The organism is Buttiauxella gaviniae ATCC 51604 (assembly GCF_001654835.1).
Taxonomy (GTDB): domain Bacteria; phylum Pseudomonadota; class Gammaproteobacteria; order Enterobacterales; family Enterobacteriaceae; genus Buttiauxella; species Buttiauxella gaviniae.
Map to the genome: position 1 here is coordinate 40,173 of NZ_LXEP01000026.1, position 25,276 is coordinate 65,448.

The 25,276-nt window shown below is 48.6% G+C and carries 23 protein-coding genes and 1 tRNA gene; 14 read left to right on the forward strand and 10 right to left on the reverse strand.

Annotated elements, in window-relative coordinates:
- Window positions 1–38: 38 nt before the first annotated feature.
- Together M977_RS12835 and M977_RS12840 are read right to left on the reverse strand one after the other, a co-directional pair.
- Window positions 39–1,628, reverse strand: coding sequence for an arylsulfatase (locus M977_RS12835; RefSeq protein ID WP_064515569.1), 1,590 nt, complete (start codon window positions 1,626–1,628; stop codon window positions 39–41).
- 370 nt (window positions 1,629–1,998) lie between these two features.
- Window positions 1,999–3,039: a GGDEF domain-containing protein gene (locus tag M977_RS12840; RefSeq protein WP_064515999.1), complete on the reverse strand. Its 1,041-nt coding sequence runs from the start codon at window positions 3,037–3,039 to the stop codon at window positions 1,999–2,001.
- Window positions 3,040–3,304: 265 nt separating this feature from the next.
- On the opposite strand from M977_RS12840, the gene M977_RS12845 reads away from it, so the two are divergent.
- From M977_RS12845 to M977_RS12875, 7 genes are all read left to right on the forward strand, one after another.
- Window positions 3,305–4,918, forward strand: a complete 1,614-nt coding sequence (locus tag M977_RS12845) for a mechanosensitive ion channel family protein (RefSeq protein WP_157092073.1) — start codon at window positions 3,305–3,307, stop codon at window positions 4,916–4,918.
- Complete coding sequence (locus M977_RS12850) at window positions 4,918–6,066, forward strand: BamA/TamA family outer membrane protein (RefSeq protein ID WP_064515573.1); 1,149 nt, start codon at window positions 4,918–4,920, stop codon at window positions 6,064–6,066. Before M977_RS12845 ends, M977_RS12850 begins: the two co-directional genes overlap by 1 nt.
- Window positions 6,067–6,113: 47 nt before the next feature.
- Window positions 6,114–7,088 (forward strand): porin family protein, encoded by a 975-nt coding sequence (locus M977_RS12855; RefSeq protein ID WP_064515575.1) that lies wholly within the window; start codon window positions 6,114–6,116, stop codon window positions 7,086–7,088.
- Window positions 7,088–8,221, forward strand: a complete 1,134-nt coding sequence (locus M977_RS12860) for a BamA/TamA family outer membrane protein (RefSeq protein WP_064515577.1) — start codon at window positions 7,088–7,090, stop codon at window positions 8,219–8,221. Before M977_RS12855 ends, M977_RS12860 begins: the two co-directional genes overlap by 1 nt.
- Window positions 8,221–9,342, forward strand: coding sequence for a DUF4056 domain-containing protein (locus M977_RS12865; protein WP_064515580.1), 1,122 nt, complete (start codon window positions 8,221–8,223; stop codon window positions 9,340–9,342). Before M977_RS12860 ends, M977_RS12865 begins: the two co-directional genes overlap by 1 nt.
- A 96-nt stretch (window positions 9,343–9,438) precedes the next feature.
- The gene (locus M977_RS12870; RefSeq protein WP_064515582.1) at window positions 9,439–9,897 is read left to right on the forward strand and encodes a GNAT family N-acetyltransferase; all 459 of its coding nucleotides are present in this window, start codon (window positions 9,439–9,441) and stop codon (window positions 9,895–9,897) included.
- Between the two features lie 341 nt (window positions 9,898–10,238).
- Window positions 10,239–12,983, forward strand: a complete 2,745-nt coding sequence (locus tag M977_RS12875; RefSeq protein ID WP_167351091.1) for an autotransporter domain-containing protein — start codon at window positions 10,239–10,241, stop codon at window positions 12,981–12,983.
- Window positions 12,984–13,112: 129 nt separating this feature from the next.
- On the opposite strand, the gene M977_RS12880 is transcribed toward M977_RS12875, so the two are convergent.
- The 6 genes from M977_RS12880 to aspA form a co-directional block, all read right to left on the reverse strand.
- Window positions 13,113–13,188: transfer RNA gene (locus M977_RS12880), tRNA-Phe, on the reverse strand.
- Window positions 13,189–13,302: 114 nt separating this feature from the next.
- Entirely contained in the window at window positions 13,303–13,878 is a 576-nt protein-coding gene (locus tag M977_RS12885; RefSeq protein WP_064515586.1) for a transcriptional regulator, read from the reverse strand.
- A gap of 87 nt (window positions 13,879–13,965) precedes the next feature.
- Window positions 13,966–15,678, reverse strand: coding sequence for a protein-disulfide reductase DsbD (locus tag M977_RS12890; RefSeq protein ID WP_064515588.1), 1,713 nt, complete (start codon window positions 15,676–15,678; stop codon window positions 13,966–13,968).
- Window positions 15,654–15,977: a divalent cation tolerance protein CutA gene (gene cutA / locus M977_RS12895; RefSeq protein WP_034461116.1), complete on the reverse strand. Its 324-nt coding sequence runs from the start codon at window positions 15,975–15,977 to the stop codon at window positions 15,654–15,656. The genes M977_RS12890 and cutA overlap by 25 nt, the downstream gene beginning before the upstream one ends.
- Before the next feature lie 98 nt (window positions 15,978–16,075).
- Window positions 16,076–17,377, reverse strand: a complete 1,302-nt coding sequence (locus tag M977_RS12900) for an anaerobic C4-dicarboxylate transporter (protein WP_064515589.1) — start codon at window positions 17,375–17,377, stop codon at window positions 16,076–16,078.
- Between the two features lie 112 nt (window positions 17,378–17,489).
- Complete coding sequence (aspA, locus tag M977_RS12905) at window positions 17,490–18,926, reverse strand: aspartate ammonia-lyase (RefSeq protein WP_064515594.1); 1,437 nt, start codon at window positions 18,924–18,926, stop codon at window positions 17,490–17,492.
- Between the two features lie 373 nt (window positions 18,927–19,299).
- On the opposite strand from aspA, the gene M977_RS12910 reads away from it, so the two are divergent.
- The 4 genes from M977_RS12910 to M977_RS12925 all read left to right on the forward strand — a co-directional run bounded on the left by M977_RS12910 (window position 19,300) and on the right by M977_RS12925 (window position 22,420).
- Window positions 19,300–19,785 carry an FxsA family protein gene (locus tag M977_RS12910; protein WP_064515596.1) on the forward strand — a complete coding sequence of 162 codons (486 nt, stop codon included), beginning with the start codon at window positions 19,300–19,302 and terminating at the stop codon, window positions 19,783–19,785.
- A 137-nt stretch (window positions 19,786–19,922) separates the two neighbouring features.
- Window positions 19,923–20,216 (forward strand): co-chaperone GroES, encoded by a 294-nt coding sequence (locus M977_RS12915; RefSeq protein ID WP_034461121.1) that lies wholly within the window; start codon window positions 19,923–19,925, stop codon window positions 20,214–20,216.
- Between the two features lie 48 nt (window positions 20,217–20,264).
- Window positions 20,265–21,908 (forward strand): chaperonin GroEL, encoded by a 1,644-nt coding sequence (groL, locus tag M977_RS12920; protein ID WP_064515601.1) that lies wholly within the window; start codon window positions 20,265–20,267, stop codon window positions 21,906–21,908.
- A gap of 158 nt (window positions 21,909–22,066) precedes the next feature.
- A complete protein-coding gene (locus tag M977_RS12925; protein ID WP_034461360.1) occupies window positions 22,067–22,420 on the forward strand; it encodes a DUF4156 domain-containing protein in 354 nt (117 codons plus the stop codon).
- A 115-nt stretch (window positions 22,421–22,535) separates the two neighbouring features.
- Here M977_RS12925 and epmB read toward each other — a convergent pair whose 3' ends face one another.
- Window positions 22,536–23,564: an EF-P beta-lysylation protein EpmB gene (gene epmB / locus M977_RS12930; RefSeq protein ID WP_064515604.1), complete on the reverse strand. Its 1,029-nt coding sequence runs from the start codon at window positions 23,562–23,564 to the stop codon at window positions 22,536–22,538.
- A gap of 40 nt (window positions 23,565–23,604) precedes the next feature.
- Between epmB and efp the strand changes: the two genes are divergently transcribed.
- The 3 genes from efp (at window position 23,605) to ecnB (ending at window position 24,617) form a co-directional block, all read left to right on the forward strand.
- On the forward strand, window positions 23,605–24,171 hold the full coding sequence (gene efp, locus M977_RS12935) for an elongation factor P (RefSeq protein WP_064515606.1): 567 nt from the start codon (window positions 23,605–23,607) through the stop codon (window positions 24,169–24,171).
- Window positions 24,172–24,233: 62 nt separating this feature from the next.
- Window positions 24,234–24,368: an entericidin A/B family lipoprotein gene (locus M977_RS12940; RefSeq protein WP_064515608.1), complete on the forward strand. Its 135-nt coding sequence runs from the start codon at window positions 24,234–24,236 to the stop codon at window positions 24,366–24,368.
- A gap of 102 nt (window positions 24,369–24,470) precedes the next feature.
- Complete coding sequence (ecnB, locus tag M977_RS12945; protein WP_034492730.1) at window positions 24,471–24,617, forward strand: lipoprotein toxin entericidin B; 147 nt, start codon at window positions 24,471–24,473, stop codon at window positions 24,615–24,617.
- 47 nt (window positions 24,618–24,664) lie between these two features.
- On the opposite strand, the gene M977_RS12950 is transcribed toward ecnB, so the two are convergent.
- The gene (locus M977_RS12950; protein ID WP_064515609.1) at window positions 24,665–25,249 is read right to left on the reverse strand and encodes a response regulator transcription factor; all 585 of its coding nucleotides are present in this window, start codon (window positions 25,247–25,249) and stop codon (window positions 24,665–24,667) included.
- Window positions 25,250–25,276 lie beyond the last annotated feature (27 nt).

The window sequence follows — 25,276 nt, forward strand, 5'->3', positions numbered from 1 at the left end:
TCCTGAAAACCGGGCGGTTTCCCACCCGGAAGACGGGTTTAGTTATTCGCGTTGGCACCTTGTTCAATCATTGCCGCCGCATCGGAAACGGTGAAGGAACCCGGTTTCTGACGTGGTGGGAATTCTTTAAAGGTATCAAGCATTTCTGTGACGTATTTCTGCGCGCCGCCCATCAAGAACAGACGGTCGTAGAACCAGGTGTTGTAGCCCATGCCGTCGGAGCCTTTTTCAAGCGGATCCACTTCCAGGTCGAAGATCATCGGCGCACGCAGTTTAGTGAACGGATAGCGCCACAAATCGATACCGGTGTGTTCCTGAATCATGAAGTGCGCTTTCCAGCGGCCATAACGAATCGCCAGCAAGTCGCCGTCATCACTCCAGTAGAAGAACTCTTTGCGCGGGTCTTCGCCTTTGCCCTGGATGAAGTCGAGTTGGTTATAGCCATCAAGATGTACTTTGTAGGTGATGGATGGCGTTTTGTAGCCCGTGAGTAGTTGCTGTTTGATATCTGGAATACCGGCTGCTGCAACCAGCGTCGGGAACCAATCGTTACTGCCGAAGATGTCGTTAATCACCGTGCCCGGCTTGATATGGCCCGGCCATTTGATCATCGCCGGTACGCGGAAGCCGCCTTCCCAGCCGGTGTTTTTCTCACCACGGAACGGCGTGATACCGCCATCAGGCCAGGTTGCGGTCATCGGGCCGTTATCGGTGGTGTACAGCACGATGGTGTTGTCTTCGATACCGAGGTCTTTAATCTTTTGCAGCACCTCGCCAATCATTTTGTCGTGTTCAACCATGCCGTCTGCATAGTCCCCAAGCCCCGTCACACCCTTACTGGCGTCTTTGAGGTGAGTTTTATTGTGCATACGTGTGGTGTTAAACCAGGTGAAGAATGGTTTACCGGCTTTGCTCTGGCGTTCCATAAAGTCGTTGTTGGCAGCGAGGGTTTCTTCATCAACCGTCCCCATACGCTTGATGGTGAGCGGGCCGGTGTCCTCAATTTTGCCGTCGGCGGTGCTTTTGATGACGCCGCGCGGGCCAAATTGTTTACGGAATTCAGGGTCTTTCGGGTAGTCCGGGTTTTCAGGTTCTTCTTCGGCATTGAGGTGGTAAAGGTTGCCGAGGAATTCATCGAAGCCATGCGCAGTTGGCAGGAATTCGTCACGATCGCCAAGGTGGTTTTTACCAAACTGCCCGGTGGCATAGCCAAGTTGTTTGAGGATATTGGCGATGGTTGGGTCTTCTTTTTGCAGGCCTTGCGGAGCACCTGGCATGCCGACTTTACTCATCCCGGTACGGAAAGGCATTTGTCCGGTAATGAACGAAGAACGCCCAGCGGTGGAGCTCTGCTCTGCATAATAGGAGGTAAACTTGGCACCCTCACTGGCAATACTGTCAATGTTCGGCGTTTTATAGCCCATCATTCCTTGGTTATAGGTGCTCAGGTTCCAGTAACCAATATCATCACCGAAAATAACCACGATATTTGGTTTTGAGGTGTCTTGCGTTGCTGCGTTTTCAGGAGCGGTTGTCGCGGGGGCTGCATCAGCAGCGGACACGGCACCAGACATCAATGCGAGCATGCTGGCTATCATTGTCCTTTTGTAAGGGACTTTGTTTAGCATCGTTGTAACTCCGTTCATTGAAGGGACTGAATGAGTATAGTCAAGGGTAGAAACTTGCTATTACATTATGAATTACCAAGAAAACTTCTAATTAAGATAGTTAAGAATATTATCAATTTGAAAAAAATAAGAGGGACTGGCTAACTAATTGAAATTTAATAAATGGTGCTATATACATTACCATTCTGTATTAGATAGATTCGTAGGGGTTTATTTATTTTTAAACGTTATAGCTAAAAATAATGTGGGGCTCATGAGAGAATCAACAGGAATAACCGAGCAAAGATTGTTTTTGCTCGGTTTAGAATAATCAATAAAACTTAGATATATCACATAATTGGATCTGGTTTTTTCATCTGACTATTAACATTTAATAGCAAACACGGTTTCTACCACTTTTCTTAGCTTTATAAAGTTGCTGGTCTGCTTGTTCAACCAATGCTTCCAGCGCCATTCCTTCTTGCCATTGTGCAATACCCTGGCTGATGGTTAGCACCGAAGAGACGTCTGAACCCTTATGAAGAATATGGGCATGAGCAATATTTTGCTGAATCCTGTGGCTTATCGCTTTGACCTGGGAGATATCATCACACACCGTCAGTACAACAAACTCTTCACCACCGAAACGAAACGCACTATCGCTCTCTTTTCTTAGTGATTTTTCAATACATTGCGAGACTTTTATCAGGCATTTATCACCTGCAACATGGCCATACACATCGTTGTATTGTTTGAAATAATCGATATCCATAACAATCATAAACAGCTTTTTTTTGTTTCCGGCGAGAGAGGTGACGCACTCTTCAAAGAAGCGAGTCAGGCTCAGGCGGTTAAATAGTCCGGTTAATGCGTCGTAGTGCGCCTGCTGTACCAGCTTTTTGATCAGGATATTTTTTTCATATTCACTGCGCTGAACACGCTGATACCACTCAAGCAGAATGTAACGGGCAGAATAGATAACCAGCAGCATGATGATGACACCGCCAAACTGCACCACGCTGAATTTCTCCAGCAAGAAGAATTCGACATACATCAATGACAAAACCAGCGGTGCCGAGAACAGCAGCAACAGCCGTCCTGAAATGTAGAACGTAATCGTGGCCGGTAATAATACTGAGACGGTCAACATCAACGTCATCAGCTGGTTTTGGTAATAAAGAGTGAAATTTAAAAATAGTATTGACCACAATACTCCAAAGGTTAATACCACATAAGGAAGCACCGTGTGATAGAAACCATCATTAATATTCTTCTTTATTTTGAGTGTGATAATAAGATTGATGACTGAAAGTGTAATGATGCAGCCACACAATATTTGTAATGCCAATGGGAGTGTATCAATATCACTGCGATGAGCACTGCGTAATAATAACCAGAAACAATATATTATATTCAGAGACAAAAACCACATATAGCCTTTGGTACTGGTAATGACGTTTTCGCCAGTGTTGTGATTAATGTCCACAAATAACACTCCTTTAATAAATTTTTTAAATGATACCGTGCTCACCCTACCTATACCACCCTAGATATCCTTGTTCACCAAGCCTTTAATATCACTCTTGTTATCTTGAATATGCTTGATGCTGGTCTATGCTCAAATCAGATATGACTCGGCAGAGCATTACTCGTGTCATTGAAAAATAAAACAAAATCATTCCTTTTGGGTGAAACATATGATTAGGGCGCTGCTATTCCTGTTGGCATGGATACCTCTGATAACCGCAGGTGGGCTGCATGCGGCGGAACCCAGGCAACTTCCTTCTGAGCAAGATAAAGCACGAACAATCTCTATCTTTCATCACCCGATTGTTATGTTGCAGGCAAAATTTGGCCTGACCACGCCTGAGGAACGCGTGCTGCGCATTCGCCGAACCTTACGCTCTCTGAGTGAAGAAGACATTCGCCAGCCGATAATCATTACCCCTGTCACACGCTACAACCAGCAAGGCCGCTTATTTACGATCAACGGTAAGATGCTGATGTTATTAGCAGAAAGTGATTTAGACGAAGGTGATGATCTGACGCTCGATCAAGCTGCGCAACGGGTGCTGGCTCGTATGGATGAGCAGCGCACTTCCTTGAAAGATCAGTACTCCTCGGCATACCTCGCCACTGCAGTTGTAAAAACCTTAGCGGGAACAGTTGTTTTAGGGCTGCTGTTCTACGGCGCGTTCAAGTCCTGGAAAAAAGTTAAGCAATACTTTGAAGCACGAATCAGTCGTAAAAAAGGCTTAATACCGGCTAAGTGGCGCGAGTTCCTCGGGGCGGTGGAAAGCTATCTCTATGGTTTGTTGATGATTTTCTTAGGCATTGCGGCATTTTATGTCTGGTTGAGTTGGATCTTCAGGTTATTCCCGTGGACGCGAGTCTGGGGGGAGTCGCTGGGTGACTGGTCGATTAACGTTGTCCAGAAAATTGCGTTATCGATCGTTTCAGCACTTCCCGGATTATTGATTGTGATGATTATCTTTTTAATCACCGCATTTATTCTCAAGTTGCTCAAAATTCTCCTCACGCGCGTTGAAAGCAGAAGAATGATGGTGCCTGGCCTGCACCCGGAAACGGTGGGAGCCACACGTAAACTGATTTCTGTGATGGTCTGGTTATTTGCGCTTTCAGCGGCTTATCCATTCTTGCCCGGTGCTAACTCGGTGGCATTTAAGGGGATCAGCGTTTTCTTCGGTTTGATGCTAACACTCGGCTCGGCAGGGGTGATGAACCACGCCATGAGTGGCCTGGTGCTGACCTATTCTCGTGCGCTACGCAAAGGAGATGTCATTCGCATCGGCGATAACGAAGGGCTGGTGAATGAAGTCGGTATGCTGGCAACCAAAATCCTCACGCGCGAAAACTACATCGTCACGGTGCCGAATGCGGTGGTCGTGAGCGGGAAAATCACCAACCTCAGCGCTCAGAATCCAGGTTCCGGCGTTAATCTGACAACCAGCGTCACTATCGGTTACGACACGCCCTGGCGGCAGGTTCACGCCATGCTGGAGCTGGCCGCTAAACGCACACAAGGTATTGATCCCAGCACGCCACCGCTGGTTCGACAGCTCAATTTGATGGACTGGTACATCGCATACGAATTACAGGTCAAATTACGCGTGGGTGAATCGTTGGCTGGCGTGAAGAGTGAATTGCACAGCCATATTCAGGATGTGTTTAACGAATTCAACGTGCAGATTATGTCGCCGAATTTTGTTAACCAGCCGGAAGGTGCTGTGATGGTGCCGCGTGATAACTGGTTTGCTGCGCCTGCTGTGCAGCCTGAGAAACCGTCGTGATGAAGCCCGGCTACCCGTTGGTTCTTTTGTTCAGCGTGGGGCTAGCACAGCCATTGGTCGCCACTGCCAGCGGGCTGATTGATGAGGTGGACGGTATGCTGGATATGAGTGAATACCTTAGTGACAACCGTTACGGCTTTTTGCCGGTCCCGGTGGTGATAACCGAGCCTGCGGTAGGTTACGGCGGCGGACTGTTTGGCCTTTTCTTGCATGATACGCCGGACAGTGAAGCCGGGAAAAACCATCCCGGCGCAAAAACTATCCCGCCTGCAGTCACGGCATTCGGCGGGGGCGCCACGCAAAATGGCACCTGGTTTGTTGGCGGTGGACATCGCCACACCTGGAACAATGACAGCATCCGTTATTTGGTCGCACTCGGTTATGCAGATGTAAATCTTGATATTTATTCAGGTGACGTTGCGGGGTTCTCTCGAGGAAAGGGCATCAGTACGCAAACCAAAGGCTACGGCGGTATGCAAAAATTGCAGTTCCGAGTAGCTGATACGCCATTTTTTATCGGCGCTTCACAGTTTTATGCAGATACCAAAATCTCTGCGGATAACCCGGTTATTAGCCGCGCATTGCAGCGTGTTTTGGGTGAGGAGAGCGCTTCATCAGCGCTTGGGTTGGTCATGGAATATGACACCACCGATAACTTTTTCTACCCGCACAACGGGCTGTCAGCCACGGCGGAATACCAGTTTTATAGCAGCTTCCTCGGTGGTGATTATCGCTACGACATGTTGACGCTCGACGGTAAATATTTCCAACCGCTCGGCACCGATTTCACGCTGGTGCTGGCCGGGAATTATCAGTCACTTTCAAACCATGACCGGCATTTGCCACCGATGGCACGGCCCTATATCAAATTGCGAGGCATCTCGCAGTATCGCTATCAGGGAGATTATGTCAGCACCACGCAAACCCAGCTTGAATGGCAAATGACGCCGCGCTGGGTGTTGCAGGGTTTTGTGGGGGCAGGAAGCGCCAGCAAAGAAGCCGACGATCTCTTTAATAAAACCGAAGTGGCGTATGGCGGTGGGTTTCGCTACCTGATTGCGCGCAAGTTCGGATTGCATACCGGGATTGATGTCGCCTTTAGTGATAGCGAACAAGCCGTTTATTTCAATGTGGGGGCGGGGCTATAGAGGGAATTTGCCGCCTGACTGACAATGCAAATATCTAAGAGAACGCCATGAAGAAAATCCAAAGGAGTGTGCAACAGTGCCGGGTGATTGCGCTACCGCTACTGTTTTTATCCGGTGCGGCGTTTGGTGCGACAACGGACACTGCGACAGACAGCAGCACGTTTCCCATTTGGGGAGATGAAGCGCGTGCGCGCGGATATTCTATTCCGCTGCCGTTTGGTGTGAACCTCAGCTATATGAATATTCGCCAGAATGTCGACGTTGATAGTATTACCTTCTCCGGGTTGAAGCTTGGCGCGCATCCTATTCCCAGCGATATGTTTGCCATTGATGTCGGCCATACGCGTGAGCGTAGTAAGACTGAAAACCTGCGTCTGGATATGTGGGTGTTCCCGTTTTTAAATATTTATGGGCTGATGGGGTACACAAAAGGCTCGTCGATTTCGAACGTATCGGTGGATGCTGACCCGTCGCGTTATACCGGCATTGACCGGATTATTGCCTCGTCGGTGCACAGCCTGAACCAGAGCGGTGATTTACAGAACATCGATTTCACGCTCGATTTTGAAGGCGTCACTTATGGCACCGGCGTTACGTTGGCGGGCGGGTATAAAAACTGGTTTACGCTGGTGGACACCAACTACACGCGTACCAATTTCGATATTCTGGACGGCAAAATCTCAGCCCTGACCATATCGCCACGCGTCGGGTATCGTTTCGATATGCCGCAAATTTCCGGGCCATCACATTTAAGCGTGTGGATAGGCGCGATGTATCAGGACGTCCAGCAGGAGTTCAAAGGCAATCTATCTGACTTGCATATGCCTGCCGAACTTCAGCCGCTGATCAATTCGGTAAATAAAGATGACGATGGGCGTTTTGATGTTAAACAGCATCTCACTTCGCCATGGAACACGTTGATTGGCGCGCAATATGAACTCACGCAAAACTTTAACGTGCTGACGGAGATTGGTTTTAACGAGCGTAATAGCTTCTTCCTCGCAGGTGAATATCGATTCTGATGAAGAAACGTGGCGCGCTATTTTTGGGCTTATTAAGCCTGATGAATACACCGACGGACGCGGTTGCCATGACGCGCGAGGAGATTGACGGTTTTCTGGGAAAGCTGGGGGCTGATAATCAATATGACCCCAGTAAAGGCATTGACTGGAGCGTGTTGCCTGGGCCGTTTTATACCCCGGAGTTGAAACTGGGCCTGGGGACTGCCATCGCAGGAGTGTACCGCGTTGATCCCAACGATCATGTCACGCAAAACTCGTCGGTGTCATTTACCGGTTTTGTGAGTACTAGCGGCGCGTTAGGGCTTGGCATGAAGAATTACACCTTCTTTTCGGGGGATGAATGGCGGTTGTTTGTCGATGGATCGCTTGCGAAGATCCCGACCGGTTTTTGGGGCATTGGCTACGATGCGGCGCAGGGTGATGAGCAGAAATACACGCAACAATCGATTAGCCTTCAACCGCAGATCATGCGCCAGGTGGTTGATGATCTGTATGCCGGTTTGGGTTGGGATTTTTCAACGTATGACGCTGAAAATATTGATGATCAACATCCCGGTGATAACTTCTCCCGCTACAACGTGAAAGGAAATTCGCTGAGTTCGGGTATCACGGCGGCTATCAACTATGATTCTCGGGATGTGATAACCCGGCCGCAACACGGGCAGTTCTTTAGTGCCGAATACAGCCTTTTTGATCCTGCCCTTGGCTCGGATAACCACTTCACCGTTTTGCAGCTGCAATATAATTATTACCTTCCGCTAAACAATCAGGATGTGTTGGCGTTCGATCTTTGGGGGCGTTTTGCGCGTGGTGATGTGCCATGGGATCGCTTGTCGCAGGCCGGGGACGATAATCGAATGCGTGGCTATTACCAGGGGCGTTATCGCGATAAAGACGTGGTCAGCACACAATTGGAATACCGTAAAAAGCTTAACTGGCGGCACGGTTATGTGTTGTGGGTTGGCACGGGCGCATTGGGTGACAGCCCGCATAATCTTTCAGATAACCCGCTGTTACCTACCATCGGCGCGGGTTACCGCTTCGAGGTTAAGCCTGACATGAATATTCGCCTCGACCTGGGGTTTGGCAAAGAGAGTGCCGGGTTTTACTTTCAAGTTGCGGAGGCATTTTAATGCAGCGCTGGATTTTTTCTCTGCTGCTTGGTGTGGCATCCCTGAGTTTTGGCGCGTCACCGAAATCAGCAGATATCTTGCCCATTGAGAAGGCGAGGCGAGTATGGCCAATAACACAAGAGCTCACGGCTCCTGAGTCTTTACGACCTTGCTGTGCCTTTGGATATGACCTGCAAGTACGAGCCGTCGGTGTACCCATTCCGGTCTACCAGATTGGTAATATTCTGACGCTTACCACCCTTGGTCATCATCGTTACAACGATAGCGCATTGGGAGCAGTCAAAAATATTGTTGGTTTGAGTGAGGAGAAAAGTGGCCTCATTTACACTCGCCGTGGGGGTTTTATTGATATCGCCCACGTGCGTGATACTGCTGATAATACCTTCTACCTTTTCACGCAGATCTACTCACGGCTTGGCCAGGACTGGCGGCTGTTCTATAGCGAAGAATTGGGTGTCCGACGCATTCAGCTTCATGCGTTTAATCCACCCGCGTCCATGGTTGAACGCTATACGATTGCGGCCTGGCTTGCGGGGCATCTTGCCTTCCAGCTTGCGCAATGGCATGAGATTGCTCAGTGGTATGGATTCCAGTCGGTTCCGGGATTTTCTGAGGAGATATCTGCTTTTTCGCCCGAAGATCTCTATTCCAATTTATTGGGCGCAAGGCTGGCGATAAACGTGATTTTGCACGGACACGCCAGGTCAATTGAGTCTTACGATCATGCGATAGACAAGGCGTTACACAAGGCATTGGTACAACTTGGCGCGGTCAGCAAAACAGAATCAGAAAGAAAATTCCGCGAAGTGGACGGCGACTGGTGGAACAGCAAGCGCCGGGTGCCGGATAAATTTTTGGTGCTCAACCGTAATTATGATCTCAGCGAGAACCGTTACCCGACTCCTGTCCCATTTGAAAAGGCGAAGCCCTATCGCTTGGTGATGCCTGAAACCGTTGCCGGGGTGACGATAAGTCAGCTTGGAGAATTGCAAATCCACACTGGCAGCGACATGCGTGGGCTTAAGGTACCGGAGAGTTTTTATCTTCCGGCACAGTTTTCAGCGCTGGCAGAACAGGCCAAATACGCGGATCAGATTCAGCTACAGCAAATGAAGAAATGAGGGCTATAAGTAATCGTTATTGGACGTACAGGTAATTGTTCGTTTTGATGTTGCAAATATGTTACTTGCTCTCTACCCAACATTTGGAAACCTCGTATGTTCACAATCAAAATTGACGATCTTTCGCATCCGGCGGTGCAGACATTAGTGGCCTACCATATTTCCGGCATGCTGGAACAATCACCGCCAGAAAGCAGCCACGCGTTGGATGTGCAAAAACTCCGTGACCCGGCTGTGACATTTTGGTCTGCGTGGGAAGGGGAGCAATTAGCCGGAATTGGTGCACTGAAAATGCTCGATGATGGGCATGGTGAGTTGAAATCAATGCGTACCGCGGCGGATTTTTTACGCCGTGGTGTGGCAAACCAGTTTTTGCTGCACATTTTGCAAGTTGCGCGTGAGCGTGGCTTCCTGCGTCTGAGTTTAGAAACCGGGACTCAGCCGGGCTTTGCTGCTTGCCATCAGCTTTATCTCAAGCATGGCTTTGTCGATTGTGAGCCGTTTGCTGATTATCAACTCGACCCCAATAGCCGCTTTATGATGTTGGTTTTATAGCGGGTTTAACGTAAGGCTACCCAAAAGTAGGATTGAGCCTTATGGCCTGGCGACTATTTTAAAACTATGAATTAAAGGGAACATCGAATTTCGCGATGTTCCCTTTAATTTATTGGCCTAATCCCTACTTCATCTTTCTTCTCATTAAGTAATCATAGTTTTTAATCGTAATATTTAGCTCTATTTTCCCGAAAGTATGAGTGTTCAATTTATCTATTTATATTAATAATTGAATGAATTGCCTCTCAATAATGCGTTTGATTTTTACACAGCGATTAAGTAATGTTTATTACCCACATGAATCACATAATAAATATCCAAAAAAAGACATTACTGAGACAATGAATATATTAAAGTTAAAAAAGATCGCGTTCTTTATTCCTCTTTTGTTAACGGCATGTGGTGGAGGCGGTGGTGGTAGTGGCTCAGGTTCTCCTCAAGCAATAAATACTCCAGCGATAAAACCCGATGTACAAACTCCTGCGGCAAACAATAATAAAGTCAAAGTTGGGGTGTTGGATTCAGGTATTAATAAAAGCCTCAGCAATATAACCGGTAAGGTTGCCATTATTTTGCATTATGTCGGGCAGGGGAAGAACCTTGGCTCAGGTGCATTTACTCCCGAGGATATTACAGCATCGCTGGCACTGGCTGATATGGATACTTCTGGACATGGTAGCTATGTCTCTCAAATCCTTGTCAGTACGGGTAGTGGTGGGACATATGTAGGTAGCCAGGACATTCAGCTTTATGAAGCGAAAACGACCGATGACCCTCTTGGCCATTCAATGATTGATGATCAACTTGCTGCAATTATGGATCTGCATCAGCATTATGGGGTCAATTTATTTAATGCCTCATGGGGGAGTTATAATCATTACGATGCAAATTCACCGATTACATCAGTATTAAAATATCTGGTTAATAACAATGGTTTGATAGTTTTTTCTGCCGGGAATGATTTATTTAATGAACCCTCCGCAGAAAACCTGACCCCGTTGATTGATCGCTCTATCGAAAATGGATTAATCACGGTAGTGGGTCTTGATGGTAATAAGCAGCTCTATAGTGAGTATGACGAAAACGGTGTAATTAAAGGCAGTAATGCTTGCGGAAGGGCTGCGGCCTGGTGTCTTGCTGGCGATTATGTCGTTGGGCCACTGCTCAGCGAGAATAACAGCGGTCATGTTTATTTCTACGGGACTTCAGGTGCCGCACCTCAAGTTACGGCAGCGGCAGCAAATGTATGGCAAAAATATCCCTGGATGACCGCAAAGCAGGTAAAACAGACAATATTAACGACCGCAACCTATCTGCCTGATGGTTCCCCACAAGGGGCACATTATAACGCGAGCTATGGTTGGGGTGAGTTAAATGCTCTGCGTGCAGAAAATGGCCCAATGCTTTTTTCTTCTCTCTTTGGCGACTTTAATGCTCAAGTACCCGATTCGCATTACATCTTCAGTAATGATATATCCGGTGATGCTGGTCTGGTTAAAAATGGTAACGGCACTCTGGAACTGGCAGGGGATGACAGCTATACCGGCGATACCACGATAAATCAGGGCACACTATGGGTTAGTGGCGGTATTCATCGTGGCTCAGTGAACATTTCCCCTGGAGGGTTATTAACGGGTTCTGGTTCAGTGAGTTCGACTTATAACAATGGGACGATAGATTTATCTAACGGCTCACTGAAAGTGAAAGGCGATTATTCACAGAGCCATAACGGCATACTTAATGCCTACATTGATAATCAGCTTGATATTAGCGGTAACGCGGCGCTGGATGGCACGGTCAACGTGGTTAATCAGAATTACGTGGTTAACGGGACGTACGACATTCTGCATGCGCAAAATATTCAGGGGCAATTTAGCCAGGTCAATGGCAGCAAGTTCCTGAAGATTAATCATGCTAATTATACGCCTGACCATGTCAATCTCGATGTGGAACAAGTCTCTGCGCAAAATGCCGTCAGTAATGGAGATTCTCTGTCAATGGCGGGCGCCAAAGCGGTAGACAGCATTTTTGCTGCTGCTAATGACGTTGCATTAAAGCAGTACAACGGTGAAGTACTGACGGTAGACGAGCAGCAATTATTGGATTATTCCGCGGGCTTACAATCTACTCGTTCAGGAGATGGTGTTCAGCGCATTGTGGATAGCCATTCTGGCGTCATTTATTCCGAACTGCCTTCCGTGTTACTGGCGGAGCAAAATCGCCTTACGCAAACTGTCGTGAATCGTTTAAGTGCCATGTATGGCATGGGTAAAGTTACCCCTGGCGTGTGGACTTCTTATGATTATATGAAAAACCAGTATCAGCCTGATGGATGGAACCAGGTGAGCAGCACCACTAATAACACCTCTGTGGGGATGGATGGTCGTGTTAGCAATGCCTTGCTGCTGGGTGGCTTCGTTAATAAAAATAATATCACTGCCAAACTGGACAGAAACGGTGGAAGTCTTGATGGGAGCCAGAATGGTATTGGCGCTTATGGGCAGTTCAACGATGGCGCGTTTTATCTGAACGGTCTGGCAAGTTACCAGCGTGGTGATGCAGACATTAAACGTCCGGTTATCGGCAATGGCACGCAAAGTAGCCAGAAGTCGAATACGGATATGAGCAGCGCGAGCCTTTACTTTGAATCAGGCTACGCATTTCATTTACCGCATGAAGCCGATATCACGCCCTATCTCGGCGTTGAATACGATCGTTCTAATACCGATAGTATCGATGAAGGAAACCCACAGGGTGTGAGTGTCAGTGGCATGAAAGGGCGCCAGAGTAGCGTGGCGCTGGGCTCTCGCTTTAATTATATGGTGAGTAATGAACTCCATCTGTCAGCCTGGGCGCAGGCCAGCAAGATCGTGGCGCGTGATATCAGCGATATGAGACTGACGACCAATATGAGCGGGCAGGAAATTTCGCTGAACTCGCCAGAGTTTGATCGGAACAGCTTCGATTACGGCTTAGATATTGATTACGTTCTTTTGAATAGCGTGCAGCTTTTTGCCGGAATGCAGAGTAGCACGGCGAATGACCAGGCCTTTTCTGCCAGCGCGGGTGTGAAGTACTTCTGGTAATTGTTATATCAGGGCGAGTCGCAGGGAAGCGACAAGTAATCGAACCTTTAAGTTTTAAACAAGGGCTCGATGAAGAGTCCGAATCTCAGAAAGCAAAAAACCAGCCCTTAGGCTGGTTTCTTTAAATAGTGGTGCCCGGACTCGGAATCGAACCAAGGACACGGGGATTTTCAATCCCCTGCTCTACCGACTGAGCTATCCGGGCAACGGGGCGCATTAAACCGTAAAGGCCGTTAGGCGTCAACGGCTTTGTCATAAAAAAGGGGCTAAATGCGTTTAAGTGCTTTCTTTTCATGCAAAATGGCGAGAAAACAATTCATCAGGTCAATGCGCCACCTTGTCGGCACTGGGCGAATCGCAGAATATCTTCGGCCAGTCGACGGGCAGTTTCGATATCGGCCTGGCTGCGTTTCACCAACAAACGGCTCAGGCAGCCTTCCAGCACGAGTTCCATTTGATGCGCCACCATCGTTGGGTCATCCACTTCCAGCTGCATTAGCATTTCATGAGTGAATTCCCAGGCGGCTTTTTTCTGCTGATCGGCCAGTTGGTGAATCGGGTGCGATGCATCCGGGTAAAAGGTGCAGGCCGCAATAAACAGGCATCCCGGATAGCGATGGTTGTTGACGCATTCGGTCAACGCTTCGTAGCGCTTCAACAGTTTCTGCTCGAGCGACAACTCTTCATTAAGCGCGAGCTGACGGCGCCAGACATCAATTTGCTGACTCAAATAACGCAGGGCGTCATAGAGTAATGCCTCACTGTTTGGCCAGAAATTGCTGATCTCTGTAACCGGATAGTCTGCCTCTGCGGCGACCATATCCAGGGTGGTGCTGGCAATTCCTTCACGTTCAAGTACGTGTAAGGCGTGCTCTAGTACTGTTTCGCGTTGCACGGTTATCTCCTCCGTTGTACCCGTCATACTTCAAGCTGCCTCGATGCAAGCTGAATTATTTAGTGTACTTCCCACAATGAGTGTTGTTTACGGCGTCAGTTTCTGCAAATGCGTACGGAAGGTGTCAGCATTCATAAAACCGGTCACACGTGCTTCTGGCAACTCGTGCCCTTGTGTATCAAAGAACAAAATCGTTGGTAGCCCTAAAACCTGGAGATGCTTTAACAGCGCCACATCTTGCGCGTTGTTGGCGGTAACATCAGCCTGGAGTAAAACGGTATTTCCCAGCTGTTGCTGTACCTGCGCATCGCTAAAGGTGTATTTCTCAAACTCTTTGCAAGCCACACACCAGTCGGCGTACAAATCGAGCATTACGGGTTTGCCTTTTGCATTGGCGAGTGCGGCATCGAGCTGCTCAACGTTAGCAATTTTGGTGAAATTGAGATGTGCCTGGCTGGCGGTTACCGTGCTCCCGAATGCCCAGTCTTGCAGCGGGCGAGCGCAAACCAGTGCCGCACCGAGCAGGATTATCTGCACCACGCGCATCCACGATTTAGTCGCTTGCAGGCTGGTGATAAACGCCCAGCCGAAGAACGCTACGCCGAGCAAACCCCATAACCTAATACCCCAATTATCTCCCAGTATGCGTTCCAGCAGGAAAACCGGCAGTGCAAGGATCACAAAACCAAATGCGATTTTGACGGTTTCCATCCACGGGCCACTTTTTGGAAGCAGACGGTTACCGAATACGGTGATGAGCATCAGCGGCAGGCCCATGCCTAGCGCGTAGAGATACAACGTGCCGCCTCCGAGCCACATGTTCCCGCTCTGGGCGATGTACAGCAGAATGGCACTCAGCGGTGCGGTAGTACAAGGCGAGCAAATCAGCCCGGCTAATGCGCCCATCGCAAACACGCCACCCGCGGAACCGCCTTGCTGGCGATTGCTCATCAACGTAAGGCGCGTTTGAAGCGATGACGGCAGTTGCAGCGTGAACAACCCAAACATGGATGCTGCGAGCAGTACAAACAGTGCTGACAGGCCGATAAGCACATAAGGATGTTGAAGAGCTGCCTGGAATTGCAGGCCAGCCGCCGCAACCACAAGGCCCAGCGCGGTATAGGTCAACGCCATTCCTTGCACATAGACAAAGGTCAGCAGCAGGGCACGAGCAGTCGATAAACGCTGTTTACCTCCGAGCACAATGCCGGAAATCAATGGGTACATCGGCAGCACGCAAGGCGTGAACGCGATACCGATACCGATTAAGAACGCCCAAAGTGCAGAGAACGGCAGTTGGGTGGTTTTAGTATCTGTAGCGTCTGCTGGTGTTTTTGGCACAACAGCTACGGGCGCTGATGAATTTGCCTCTGGCAGTACTTCACTAAGTGGCACCACGCGCGTCTCAGGCGGGTAACAGAAGCCCGCTTCGGCGCAGCCCTGATACGTCACGCTAACAGTTGCCCCTTTGGTCGCCTTCTCAATCGTTATCGATAGATTAAGCTGCTGGGTATAGATCTCAGTCTTTCCGTAGAATTCGTCCTCATGCCAGGTGCCTTTTGGCAACTCTAGCGGGGCGAGTTCGGCCTGAGCCGGATTCACTTTTATTTGCTGGCGATAGAGGTAATAGCCGGGTTTTATCTGCCAGTTAAGGTTGAGCTGGTGGTCAGACTGCTGAAAATCAAATGCAAAAGCCTGGTCGACCGGCACAAACTGAGATTTGCTTTGGTTGTCGAAAAGACCTGCAAAAGCATGTGAGCTGAATAGCGCAAAAATTAGCGCAAAGATGCGTAGAGCCATGAGAGGTATTCACTATCTCCGTGGGTAACTGGCAGAACCAGTAATTCAGGGGTTTGATATGGGTGATGCGATTTCAGGCAAGCGAGCAGCGCTTCCTGATGCTCAATGTCGCTTTTGAGCAGCATCTGCACCTCATACTCCTGTTCCATTTTCCCTTCCCAGTAATAGAGCGATGTCGCACCGGGCAATAAGGTGACGCAGGCCGCCAGTTTCTCAGCCAGCACAAGGGCGGCAAGCTCCTGAGCGGTGGCTTCATCTGGGGCAGTACAAAGGATGACAACAGCCTGGGTAGTCGGCATAGCTAACCTCGTATCTGGTGGATTCGCGGTTGACTATAGCATGTGGGAGTGAGCGGGGGCGTTAAACGGGCCGCAGTGCGACCCGTGTTTTAAAAGATTTACAGAACCAAGCCGCCGACAATGAAGCCGAGGATCACGCACAGCGTAATAGCGATAACGCCAGGAATTAAGAACGCGTGGTTAAACACGTATTTACCAATACGCGTAGAGCCCGTGTCATCCATCTCTACCGCAGCCAGTAAGGTTGGGTAGGTTGGCAGCACGAACAGCGCTGAAACGGCGGCGAAAGATGCGATGGCGGTCAGCGGGCTAACACCGAGCATTAATGCCGCTGGCATCAGTGCTTTAGTGGTTGCCGCCTGGGAGTAAAGCAAAGTGGCTGCGAAGAACAGCACTACAGCCAGCAACCACGGATAGCTTTGCAGCAAGTCACCCGCAACGGCCTGAATATCCTGGATGTGGTTTTTAACGAAGGTATCACCCAACCAGGCTACACCCAGTACGCAGATACAGGCACTCATGCCCGATTTGAACGTGCTGGCATTAAGGATTTCGCCAGTATCAATTTTACAAGTGAGGCAGATAAGCGTGGCGATGGTCAGCATGAACACTACAATCGCTTCGTTACGCGGCAGGATTGGGTTTTGAATCAGGCCAACGGTGTCGCTGATGGCGGTGGCGTACAGCATGACGGCAACGATACCGATAAGGAACAGTAGCACCGAGCGTTTTGCATGAGGCTTTAACTCAAACACGCTGGCCCCACGCAGTTTTACTTCGCCTTTAGCCAGACGTTCCTGATAAACCGGGTCGTCTTTCAGTTCACTGCCCAGGAAGTTACACACAATCGCTGTCAGCATAACGGCTACCAGCGTAACCGGAATACAGATGCTCAGTAGAGTCAGATAGCTGATGCCCATTGGCTCAAGAATGCCGGAGAAGAACACCACTGCGGCAGAAATCGGTGAAGCAGTAATGGCGATTTGCGAGGCGACAACAGCAATAGACAGTGGGCGCGATGGGCGAATGCCTTGTTCTTTCGCAACTTCCGTAATTACCGGAAGCGTGGAAAATGCAGTATGACCGGTTCCCGCAAGAATGGTCATAAACCATGTCACGAGCGGAGCGAGGAAGGTGATGTATTTCGGATGGCGACGCAGTAGTTTTTCTGCAAGGCTGACCAGATAGTCCATTCCGCCTGCTACCTGCATGGCGGCAATCGCGGCAATAACTGCCATGATGATTTCAATCACATCAAATGGGATTGAGCCTGGTTTGACCTGGAAAATCAGGGTTAAAACTAATACGCCAAAACCGCCAGCAAAGCCAATGCCTATGCCGCCGAGCCTGGCACCGAGGTATATCGCTAAAAGCACGATAACGAGTTCAGCTCCAAACATGATTTCCTTCCTTGTGTGTGATGATTGATAATTGTTTGTTGTGTTTTTGTTGTAAGCGCAAATGAAAAAGGCACGTCCAATGGACGTGCCTTTTAATGACTACCAGAAAGGACTATTGTTCGCTTTCATCGGTGTAACGCTTTGCTTTATAGACCGGGTGCATCAAGTTGTTGATGGAGAAGATATCGTCCAGCTCGGCTTCGGTGAGCAGCCCGCGTTCCAGAACAACTTCGCGCACACTCTTTCCGGTTTCGGCACAAATCTTCCCAACGATGTCGCCATTGTGGTGGCCAATGAATGGGTTCAGATAAGTCACGATACCAATTGAGTTGTAGACGTAGCTTTCACACACTTCTTTATTGGCTGTGATGCCGTTGATGCATTTTTCCAGCAGGTTGTAGCAAGCGTTGGTCAGGATGTGAATAGACTCGAACATCGCCTGGCCAATCACGGGTTCCATTACGTTCAGCTGCAGCTGACCGGCTTCGGAAGCCATGGTTACGGTGATGTCGTTGCCAATCACTTTAAAGCAGACCTGGTTCACGACTTCTGGAATTACCGGGTTTACTTTGGCAGGCATGATGGAAGAACCAGCCTGCAATTCCGGCAGGTTGATTTCGTTCAGGCCAGAACGTGGACCGGAAGAGAGCAGGCGAAGGTCATTACAGATCTTCGACATTTTCACCGCCAGGCGTTTGAGGGAGCTATGAACCATGACGTATGCGCCGCAGTCGGAAGTCGCTTCAATCAGGTCTTCAGCTGGAACGCATGGCAAGTTACTGACTTCAGCCAGTTTCTGCACCGCCAGTTGCTGGTAACCTTCTGGGGTGTTCAGGCGTGTACCGATTGCAGTAGCGCCCAGGTTCACTTCAAGCAGCAGCTCTGCGGTACGCAGCAAGTTGCGCGTTTCTTCATTTAACAGCACGTTGAATGCGTGGAATTCCTGGCCCAGCGTCATTGGTACGGCGTCTTGTAGCTGAGTACGGCCCATTTTCAGGACATTTTCGAACTCAACCGCTTTGCGTTGGAAGCCATCGCCTAATTGGTTGATAGCATCAATCAGTTTCAAAATAGAGGCATACACCGCGATTCGGAAACCTGTCGGGTAGGCATCATTAGTGGATTGGCATTTGTTTACGTGGTCATTCGGGTTCAGGAACTGGTACTCACCTTTCTGGTGGCCCATCAGCTCAAGCCCAATGTTGGCGAGCACTTCGTTGGTATTCATGTTGACGGAAGTACCGGCACCGCCCTGGTAAACGTCCACCGGGAATTGGTCCATGCACTTGCCGTTATTCAGCACTTCATCACAGGCCTGGATAATGGTGTTTGCGATGCTTTTCGGAATGGTTTGCAACTCCTTGTTCGCCATTGCCGCTGCTTTCTTAACCATGACCATACCGCGCACAAATTCAGGTATATCACTGATTTTACTGTTGCTTATGTAGAAGTTTTCAATCGCTCTCAGAGTATGAACACCATAATAGGCATCCGCTGGCACTTCCCTGGTACCCAACAAATCTTCTTCGATACGAATGTTATTTAACATGTGAACCTTCTTAATTAAAGCTGCCATTGATTGATCATTGCACACACAGGATCTACGGTTGTGCGATGAATAGACCGACGATTATGTCCATATTCGGTCTGCGTGCCGTGATGATATGCTGATGATAGCGAAAAGCAGTAATCTGGATCACTTATTAAAAGGTCTGCTCACATAACATTTATTAATATGTGATGTTGATCAATTGTTGAAAACTTCCAAAAAAATAATAAGGCGCTTAGATTGATTTTTGACTATAGAGTCGCCATCTCTTTGACTGTGCATAATTGCTAACCTATTTTTCGCAAGTGCTTGATGGCGCTTGCTACAATTGCTCCGTTTTTACTACGGGCTTTTCCAACTACAGGAGTGTACGGTGCGCTGGATACCGTTAATTGCCGTCTTTCTCTATGTATACATAGAGATTTCATTGTTTATTCAGGTCGCCCACGTTATGGGTGTCTTCCTGACGCTTGTGCTGGTGATATTCACTTCAGTAATTGGTATGTCGCTGGTTCGCAACCAAGGTTTTAAAAACTTCATGCTGATGCAGCAGAAAATGGCAGCGGGTGAAAGCCCGGCAGTTGAGATGATTAAAAGCGTTTCGTTAATCATCGCAGGCTTGCTGTTGTTGTTGCCAGGTTTCTTCACTGACTTCCTGGGCTTGTTGCTGTTACTGCCACCAGTACAGAAGCATCTGACGCTGAAACTGATGCCACATCTACGTTTCTCGCGTACTCCAGGTGGTGGTTTTAGCGCGGGTACTGGCGGTGGTTCAACGTTCGACGGTGAGTATCAACGTAAAGACGATGCTCCCAAACAGCTAGATGACCGCGATAACGATGATCGTCACAATCGTTAAAAATCGAAAATTTTTTTGTTTTCCCCCTTGAAGGGGGGAAGGCTCATCCCCATCTCTCAGGTCACCAGCCGATAACCCATTTTGGGCCGGCGTTACCTAAACAATTGATAATGACTTTCTCAAAGGAGAGCTATCACATGAGCATTCGTCCATTACATGACCGCGTTATCGTCAAGCGTAAAGAAGTTGAATCTAAATCTGCGGGCGGCATCGTTCTGACTGGCAGCGCAGCAGGCAAATCAACTCGTGGCGAAATCATCGCTGTCGGTAAAGGCCGCATCCTGGAAAACGGTAACGTACAACCGCTGGACGTTAAAGTCGGCGATATCGTAATTTTCAACGATGGCTACGGCGTGAAATCTGAGAAGATCGACAATGAAGAAGTGTTGATCATGGCAGAAAGCGACATTCTGGCAATTGTTGAAGCGTAATCCGCGCAAAAACTGAACGAACATAAACGAATTTAAGGAAAGTTAAGAATGGCAGCTAAAGACGTAAAATTCGGTAATGACGCTCGTGTGAAAATGCTGCGTGGCGTTAACGTACTGGCAGATGCAGTGAAAGTTACCCTCGGTCCTAAAGGCCGTAACGTTGTTCTGGATAAATCTTTCGGTGCACCGACTATCACTAAAGATGGTGTTTCTGTAGCGCGTGAAATCGAACTGGAAGACAAGTTCGAAAACATGGGTGCGCAGATGGTTAAAGAAGTTGCCTCTAAAGCGAACGACGCTGCGGGCGACGGTACTACCACTGCAACCGTGCTGGCTCAGTCCATCATCACTGAAGGCCTGAAAGCTGTTGCTGCGGGCATGAACCCAATGGACCTGAAACGCGGTATCGATAAAGCTGTTATCGCCGCTGTTGAAGAGCTGAAAGCACTGTCTGTTCCTTGCTCTGACTCTAAAGCAATCGCTCAGGTTGGTACTATCTCTGCTAACTCCGACGAAACTGTTGGTACTCTGATTGCTGAAGCAATGGAGAAAGTAGGCAAAGAAGGCGTTATCACCGTTGAAGAAGGCACTGGCCTGCAAGACGAGCTGGACGTTGTAGAAGGTATGCAGTTTGACCGTGGCTACCTGTCTCCGTACTTCATCAACAAGCCTGAAACTGGTTCTATCGAACTGGAAAGCCCGTTCATTCTGCTGGCTGACAAAAAAATCTCCAACATCCGTGAAATGCTGCCAGTTCTGGAAGCCGTTGCGAAAGCAGGCAAACCACTGCTGATCATTGCTGAAGATGTTGAAGGTGAAGCGCTGGCGACCCTGGTGGTTAACACCATGCGTGGCATCGTGAAAGTTGCTGCTGTTAAAGCACCTGGCTTTGGCGACCGTCGTAAAGCAATGCTGCAAGACATCGCAACTCTGACTGGCGGTACCGTAATCTCTGAAGAGATCGGTATGGAGCTGGAAAAAGCGACTCTGGAAGACCTGGGTACTGCTAAACGTATCGTTATCAACAAAGACACCACGACTATCATTGATGGTAATGGTGAAGAAGATGCGATCCAGGGCCGTGTAACTCAGATTCGTAAGCAAATTGAAGAAGCAACTTCTGATTACGACCGTGAAAAACTGCAAGAGCGCGTAGCTAAACTGGCTGGTGGCGTTGCAGTAATCAAAGTCGGTGCTGCTACCGAAGTTGAAATGAAAGAGAAGAAAGCACGCGTTGAAGATGCCCTGCACGCTACCCGTGCTGCGGTTGAAGAAGGTGTGGTTGCTGGTGGTGGTGTTGCGCTGATTCGCGTAGCTTCTAAACTGTCTGAACTGCGTGGCCAGAACGAAGACCAGAACGTGGGTATCAAAGTTGCACTGCGTGCAATGGAATCTCCACTGCGTCAGATCGTTCTGAACTGCGGCGAAGAGCCATCTGTTGTTGCTAACAACGTGAAAGCGGGCGACGGTAACTACGGTTACAACGCAGCAACTGAAGAATACGGCAACATGATCGACATGGGTATCCTGGATCCAACCAAAGTAACTCGTTCTGCTCTGCAGTACGCAGCTTCTGTGGCTGGCCTGATGATCACCACTGAGTGCATGATTACCGATATGCCAAAATCTGACGGCCCTGACTTAGGTGGCGCAGGTATGGGCGGTATGGGTGGCATGGGCGGCATGATGTAATTTGCCCCAACACCTGGTGTGAAGTTACACCGTGTTAAGAAAACCCTCAGGCAGAAATGTCTGAGGGTTTTTTCTTTTTGGTCGCACTCTGGTATAAGATCTCACCGGGCGATGACTGCCCGCTACTATTCAAGACGGCATTGATAACGGGGAAGAACATGCGCATTAAAGTTTCAGCAGGAATAGCTGTGGCAGCGCTGCTGCTGGCAGGATGTAGCACCAGCAATGAGTTAAGCACTAATGGCCAGAGCGTTCGTTTCGTTGAAGAGAAGCCAGGCACTGAATGCCAGCTGATTGGCACCGCAACCGGCGAGCAAAGCAACTGGTTGTCAGGCCAACATGGTGATGAAGGTGGTTCTATGCGCGGTGCGGCTAATGCTCTGCGTAATAACGCAGCGGCGATGGGTGGTAACGTGCTGTATGGCGTGAGCAGCCCAACTCAAAACTTGTTGTCGAGCTTTGCTCCTACTGCCAGCAAAATGACTGGTCAGGTTTATAAGTGCCCGAACTGATTTAGGGGGCGCTTTATGATGTCGGGTGGCGCTGCGCTTACCCGACAAACCAAACTCTTCAGTTGTGTAGGGTGGATAAGCGCCCCGCGTCATCCACCATTTTAAGCTACTGAAATCAGCTTTGCCGTAACTGCAAATCCAATGGTGTTTTACTCGGCTCACCGCCAATCTCACGCGCAAGCTTCGGCACCATATAGCCGGAAATCAACGTCAGTAACTCACGCATAATCATTCTGGCTTCATCATCACTCACCATGAAATGCGCCGCACCCTGCACTTTATCGAGCACATGCAGGTAATACGGCATCACGCCCGCATCAAACAATGCATTACTCAGGCTTGCGAGAGTCTGTGCGTTATCGTTCACATCGCGCAGCAGGACACTTTGGTTAAGCAATGTGACGCCGGCCTGGCGTAAGCCCACCATAGCCGCTCTGAACTCATCATCAATCTCATTGGCATGGTTGATATGGTTTACCAGAATCACCTGCAACCGTGAGCGTGCGAGACGCGCTACCAGCGTATCTGTAATACGTGCCGGGATGACAATCGGCAAACGGCTGTGAATACGTAACCGTTTAATATGCGCGATGGCTTCCAGTTCACCGATCAGCCAGTCCAGCTCGTGATCTTTTGCCATAAGCGGATCGCCGCCAGAAAAAATGATCTCATCGAGTTCAGGGTGAGCACTGATGTATGAAATGGCTGCCTGCCAGTTACGCTTGTTTCCCTGGTTATCGGAGTAGGGGAAATGGCGGCGGAAACAGTAGCGGCAGTTGACTGCACAGCCACCTTTAACTAACAAAAGCGCACGGTTGTTGTATTTATGCAGCAGCCCCGGCACAACGCTGTGCTGCTCTTCAAGAGGGTCAGTGCTAAAGCCGGGAGCGGCAATAAACTCCTCTTTTGAAGTTAACACCTGGCGTAATAGTGGGTCGTTTGGATTGCCTTTTTCCATGCGAGCGACAAAAGCTCGCGGCACGCGCAAGGCAAAAAGTCGGCGTGCATCACGTCCCGCTAACAGATCTTTGTCAGCGTCCAGCTCTAAAATATGCAGCAGTTCGTCAGGATCGGTTATAACATCGCCAAGTTGCGTTAACCAATCTTCTCTGCGGGGGGGATTTAGGGTTACAATGTGTGCCATTTTTTGGCTAAGCTACCAATTAACAATTTCAGAGGGCCTTATGGCGACTTATTCTAGCAACGATTTTCGTGCCGGTCTTAAAATCATGTTCGAAGGCGAACCTTACGCGGTTGAATCCAGTGAGTTCGTTAAACCAGGTAAAGGCCAAGCCTTTGCTCGCGTTAAAATGCGCCGCCTGTTGACTGGCACCCGCGTAGAAAAAACTTTCAAATCTACCGACTCCGCTGAAGGCGCAGACGTTATCGATATGAACCTGACTTACCTGTACAACGACGGTGAGTTCTACCACTTCATGAACAACGAAACTTTCGAGCAGCTTGCAGCTGATGAAAAAGCCATTGGCGAAAATGCTAAGTGGATGCTGGATCAGGCCGAATGTATCGTAACCCTGTGGAACGGCCGTCCAATCGCCGTACAACCACCAAACTTTGTTGAGCTGGAAATCGTTGAAACCGATCCAGGTCTGAAAGGTGATACTGCTGGTACTGGCGGTAAGCCTGCAAAACTGTCTACTGGTGCTGTGGTTAAAGTACCTTTGTTCGTTCAGACTGGCGAAGTGATCAAAGTTGACACTCGCTCTGGCGAATACGTTTCTCGCGTTAAGTAATACGTGAAGATTTGCGGTGAGGCGGTTTTTCGCTTCACCGCAGCTTACAAAAGGCAGGGAAGATGAACCGTTTGATTAAGCATTTACTTTTCATCACGTTGTTAACTTCGTTTCTCGCCGGTTGTAATACCACCCGCGGCTTTGGTGAAGATCTCAAGCACCTTGGCGGCTCCATCGAACGTGCAGCAAACAAGTAATTTCCAACACTCCTAAAAATCCGCTTTTTCCTTCAGTTTGCCAATTTTTGTCTATGCTTTAACTGCTATACACAAACAATATGGTCAAAAAAGGAAACGGTCATGATTAAGAAAACTATTGCAGCGTTCTTTTCTCTCATAGTGCTTTCATCGTTACTCACTGCGTGTAATACCACCAAAGGTATGGGTGAAGATATTCAGGATGGTGGTCAGGCGATTTCTGGTGCGGCAACAAAAGCACAGAATTAAAGTATCACTGACGGTACGGTATGATTGCCGTACCGTAATTAATTTTTTTAATGCTGTTGTTCTATAAACAATGAATAGCGATTATTAATCCCTAACTTCATACGGATATTCCGCTTATAGGTATAAACCGTCTTGGTACTAATCCCCATTATTGTGGCGATAAAATCATTATTGGCCTCATCGGTCCACAACTTTAATATACGCTCCTCACGCAAAGTAAGAAGAGGAGAGGTGTACTGCCTTACCGGATGAAAAGGTGGGCGGGCACTAAGTTGCTTCTGAATAGTGTCGTAAAGCTCCGCTAGTGGGACAGATTTGCTATACAGCGAGCGTGATCCCTGGGCCAGACAGTACTCTTCAATCTTTTCGTGACGGATACTGTTAAGTAACATTAATCGAATTGATGCGCCACAGGCAGAATAAATAGATGAGAGCTGTTGGATATTATGTAGAGTGCTGGCGAAACTGGTGAAATCGGCAATAACAAGATTAGGCCGCCATTGTATTATTTTCTCGCGAGCTAAAAGTAAATTGTCAGTTTCAGAAATAGAAAAAGCAGTGTTTTGACTGAGCCAATATTTGAATCCCTGCCGGGTATAATGGCAGCGGTCAATTAACAATATCTTATGCATAATTACCGTTCACGTGACTCACTATTA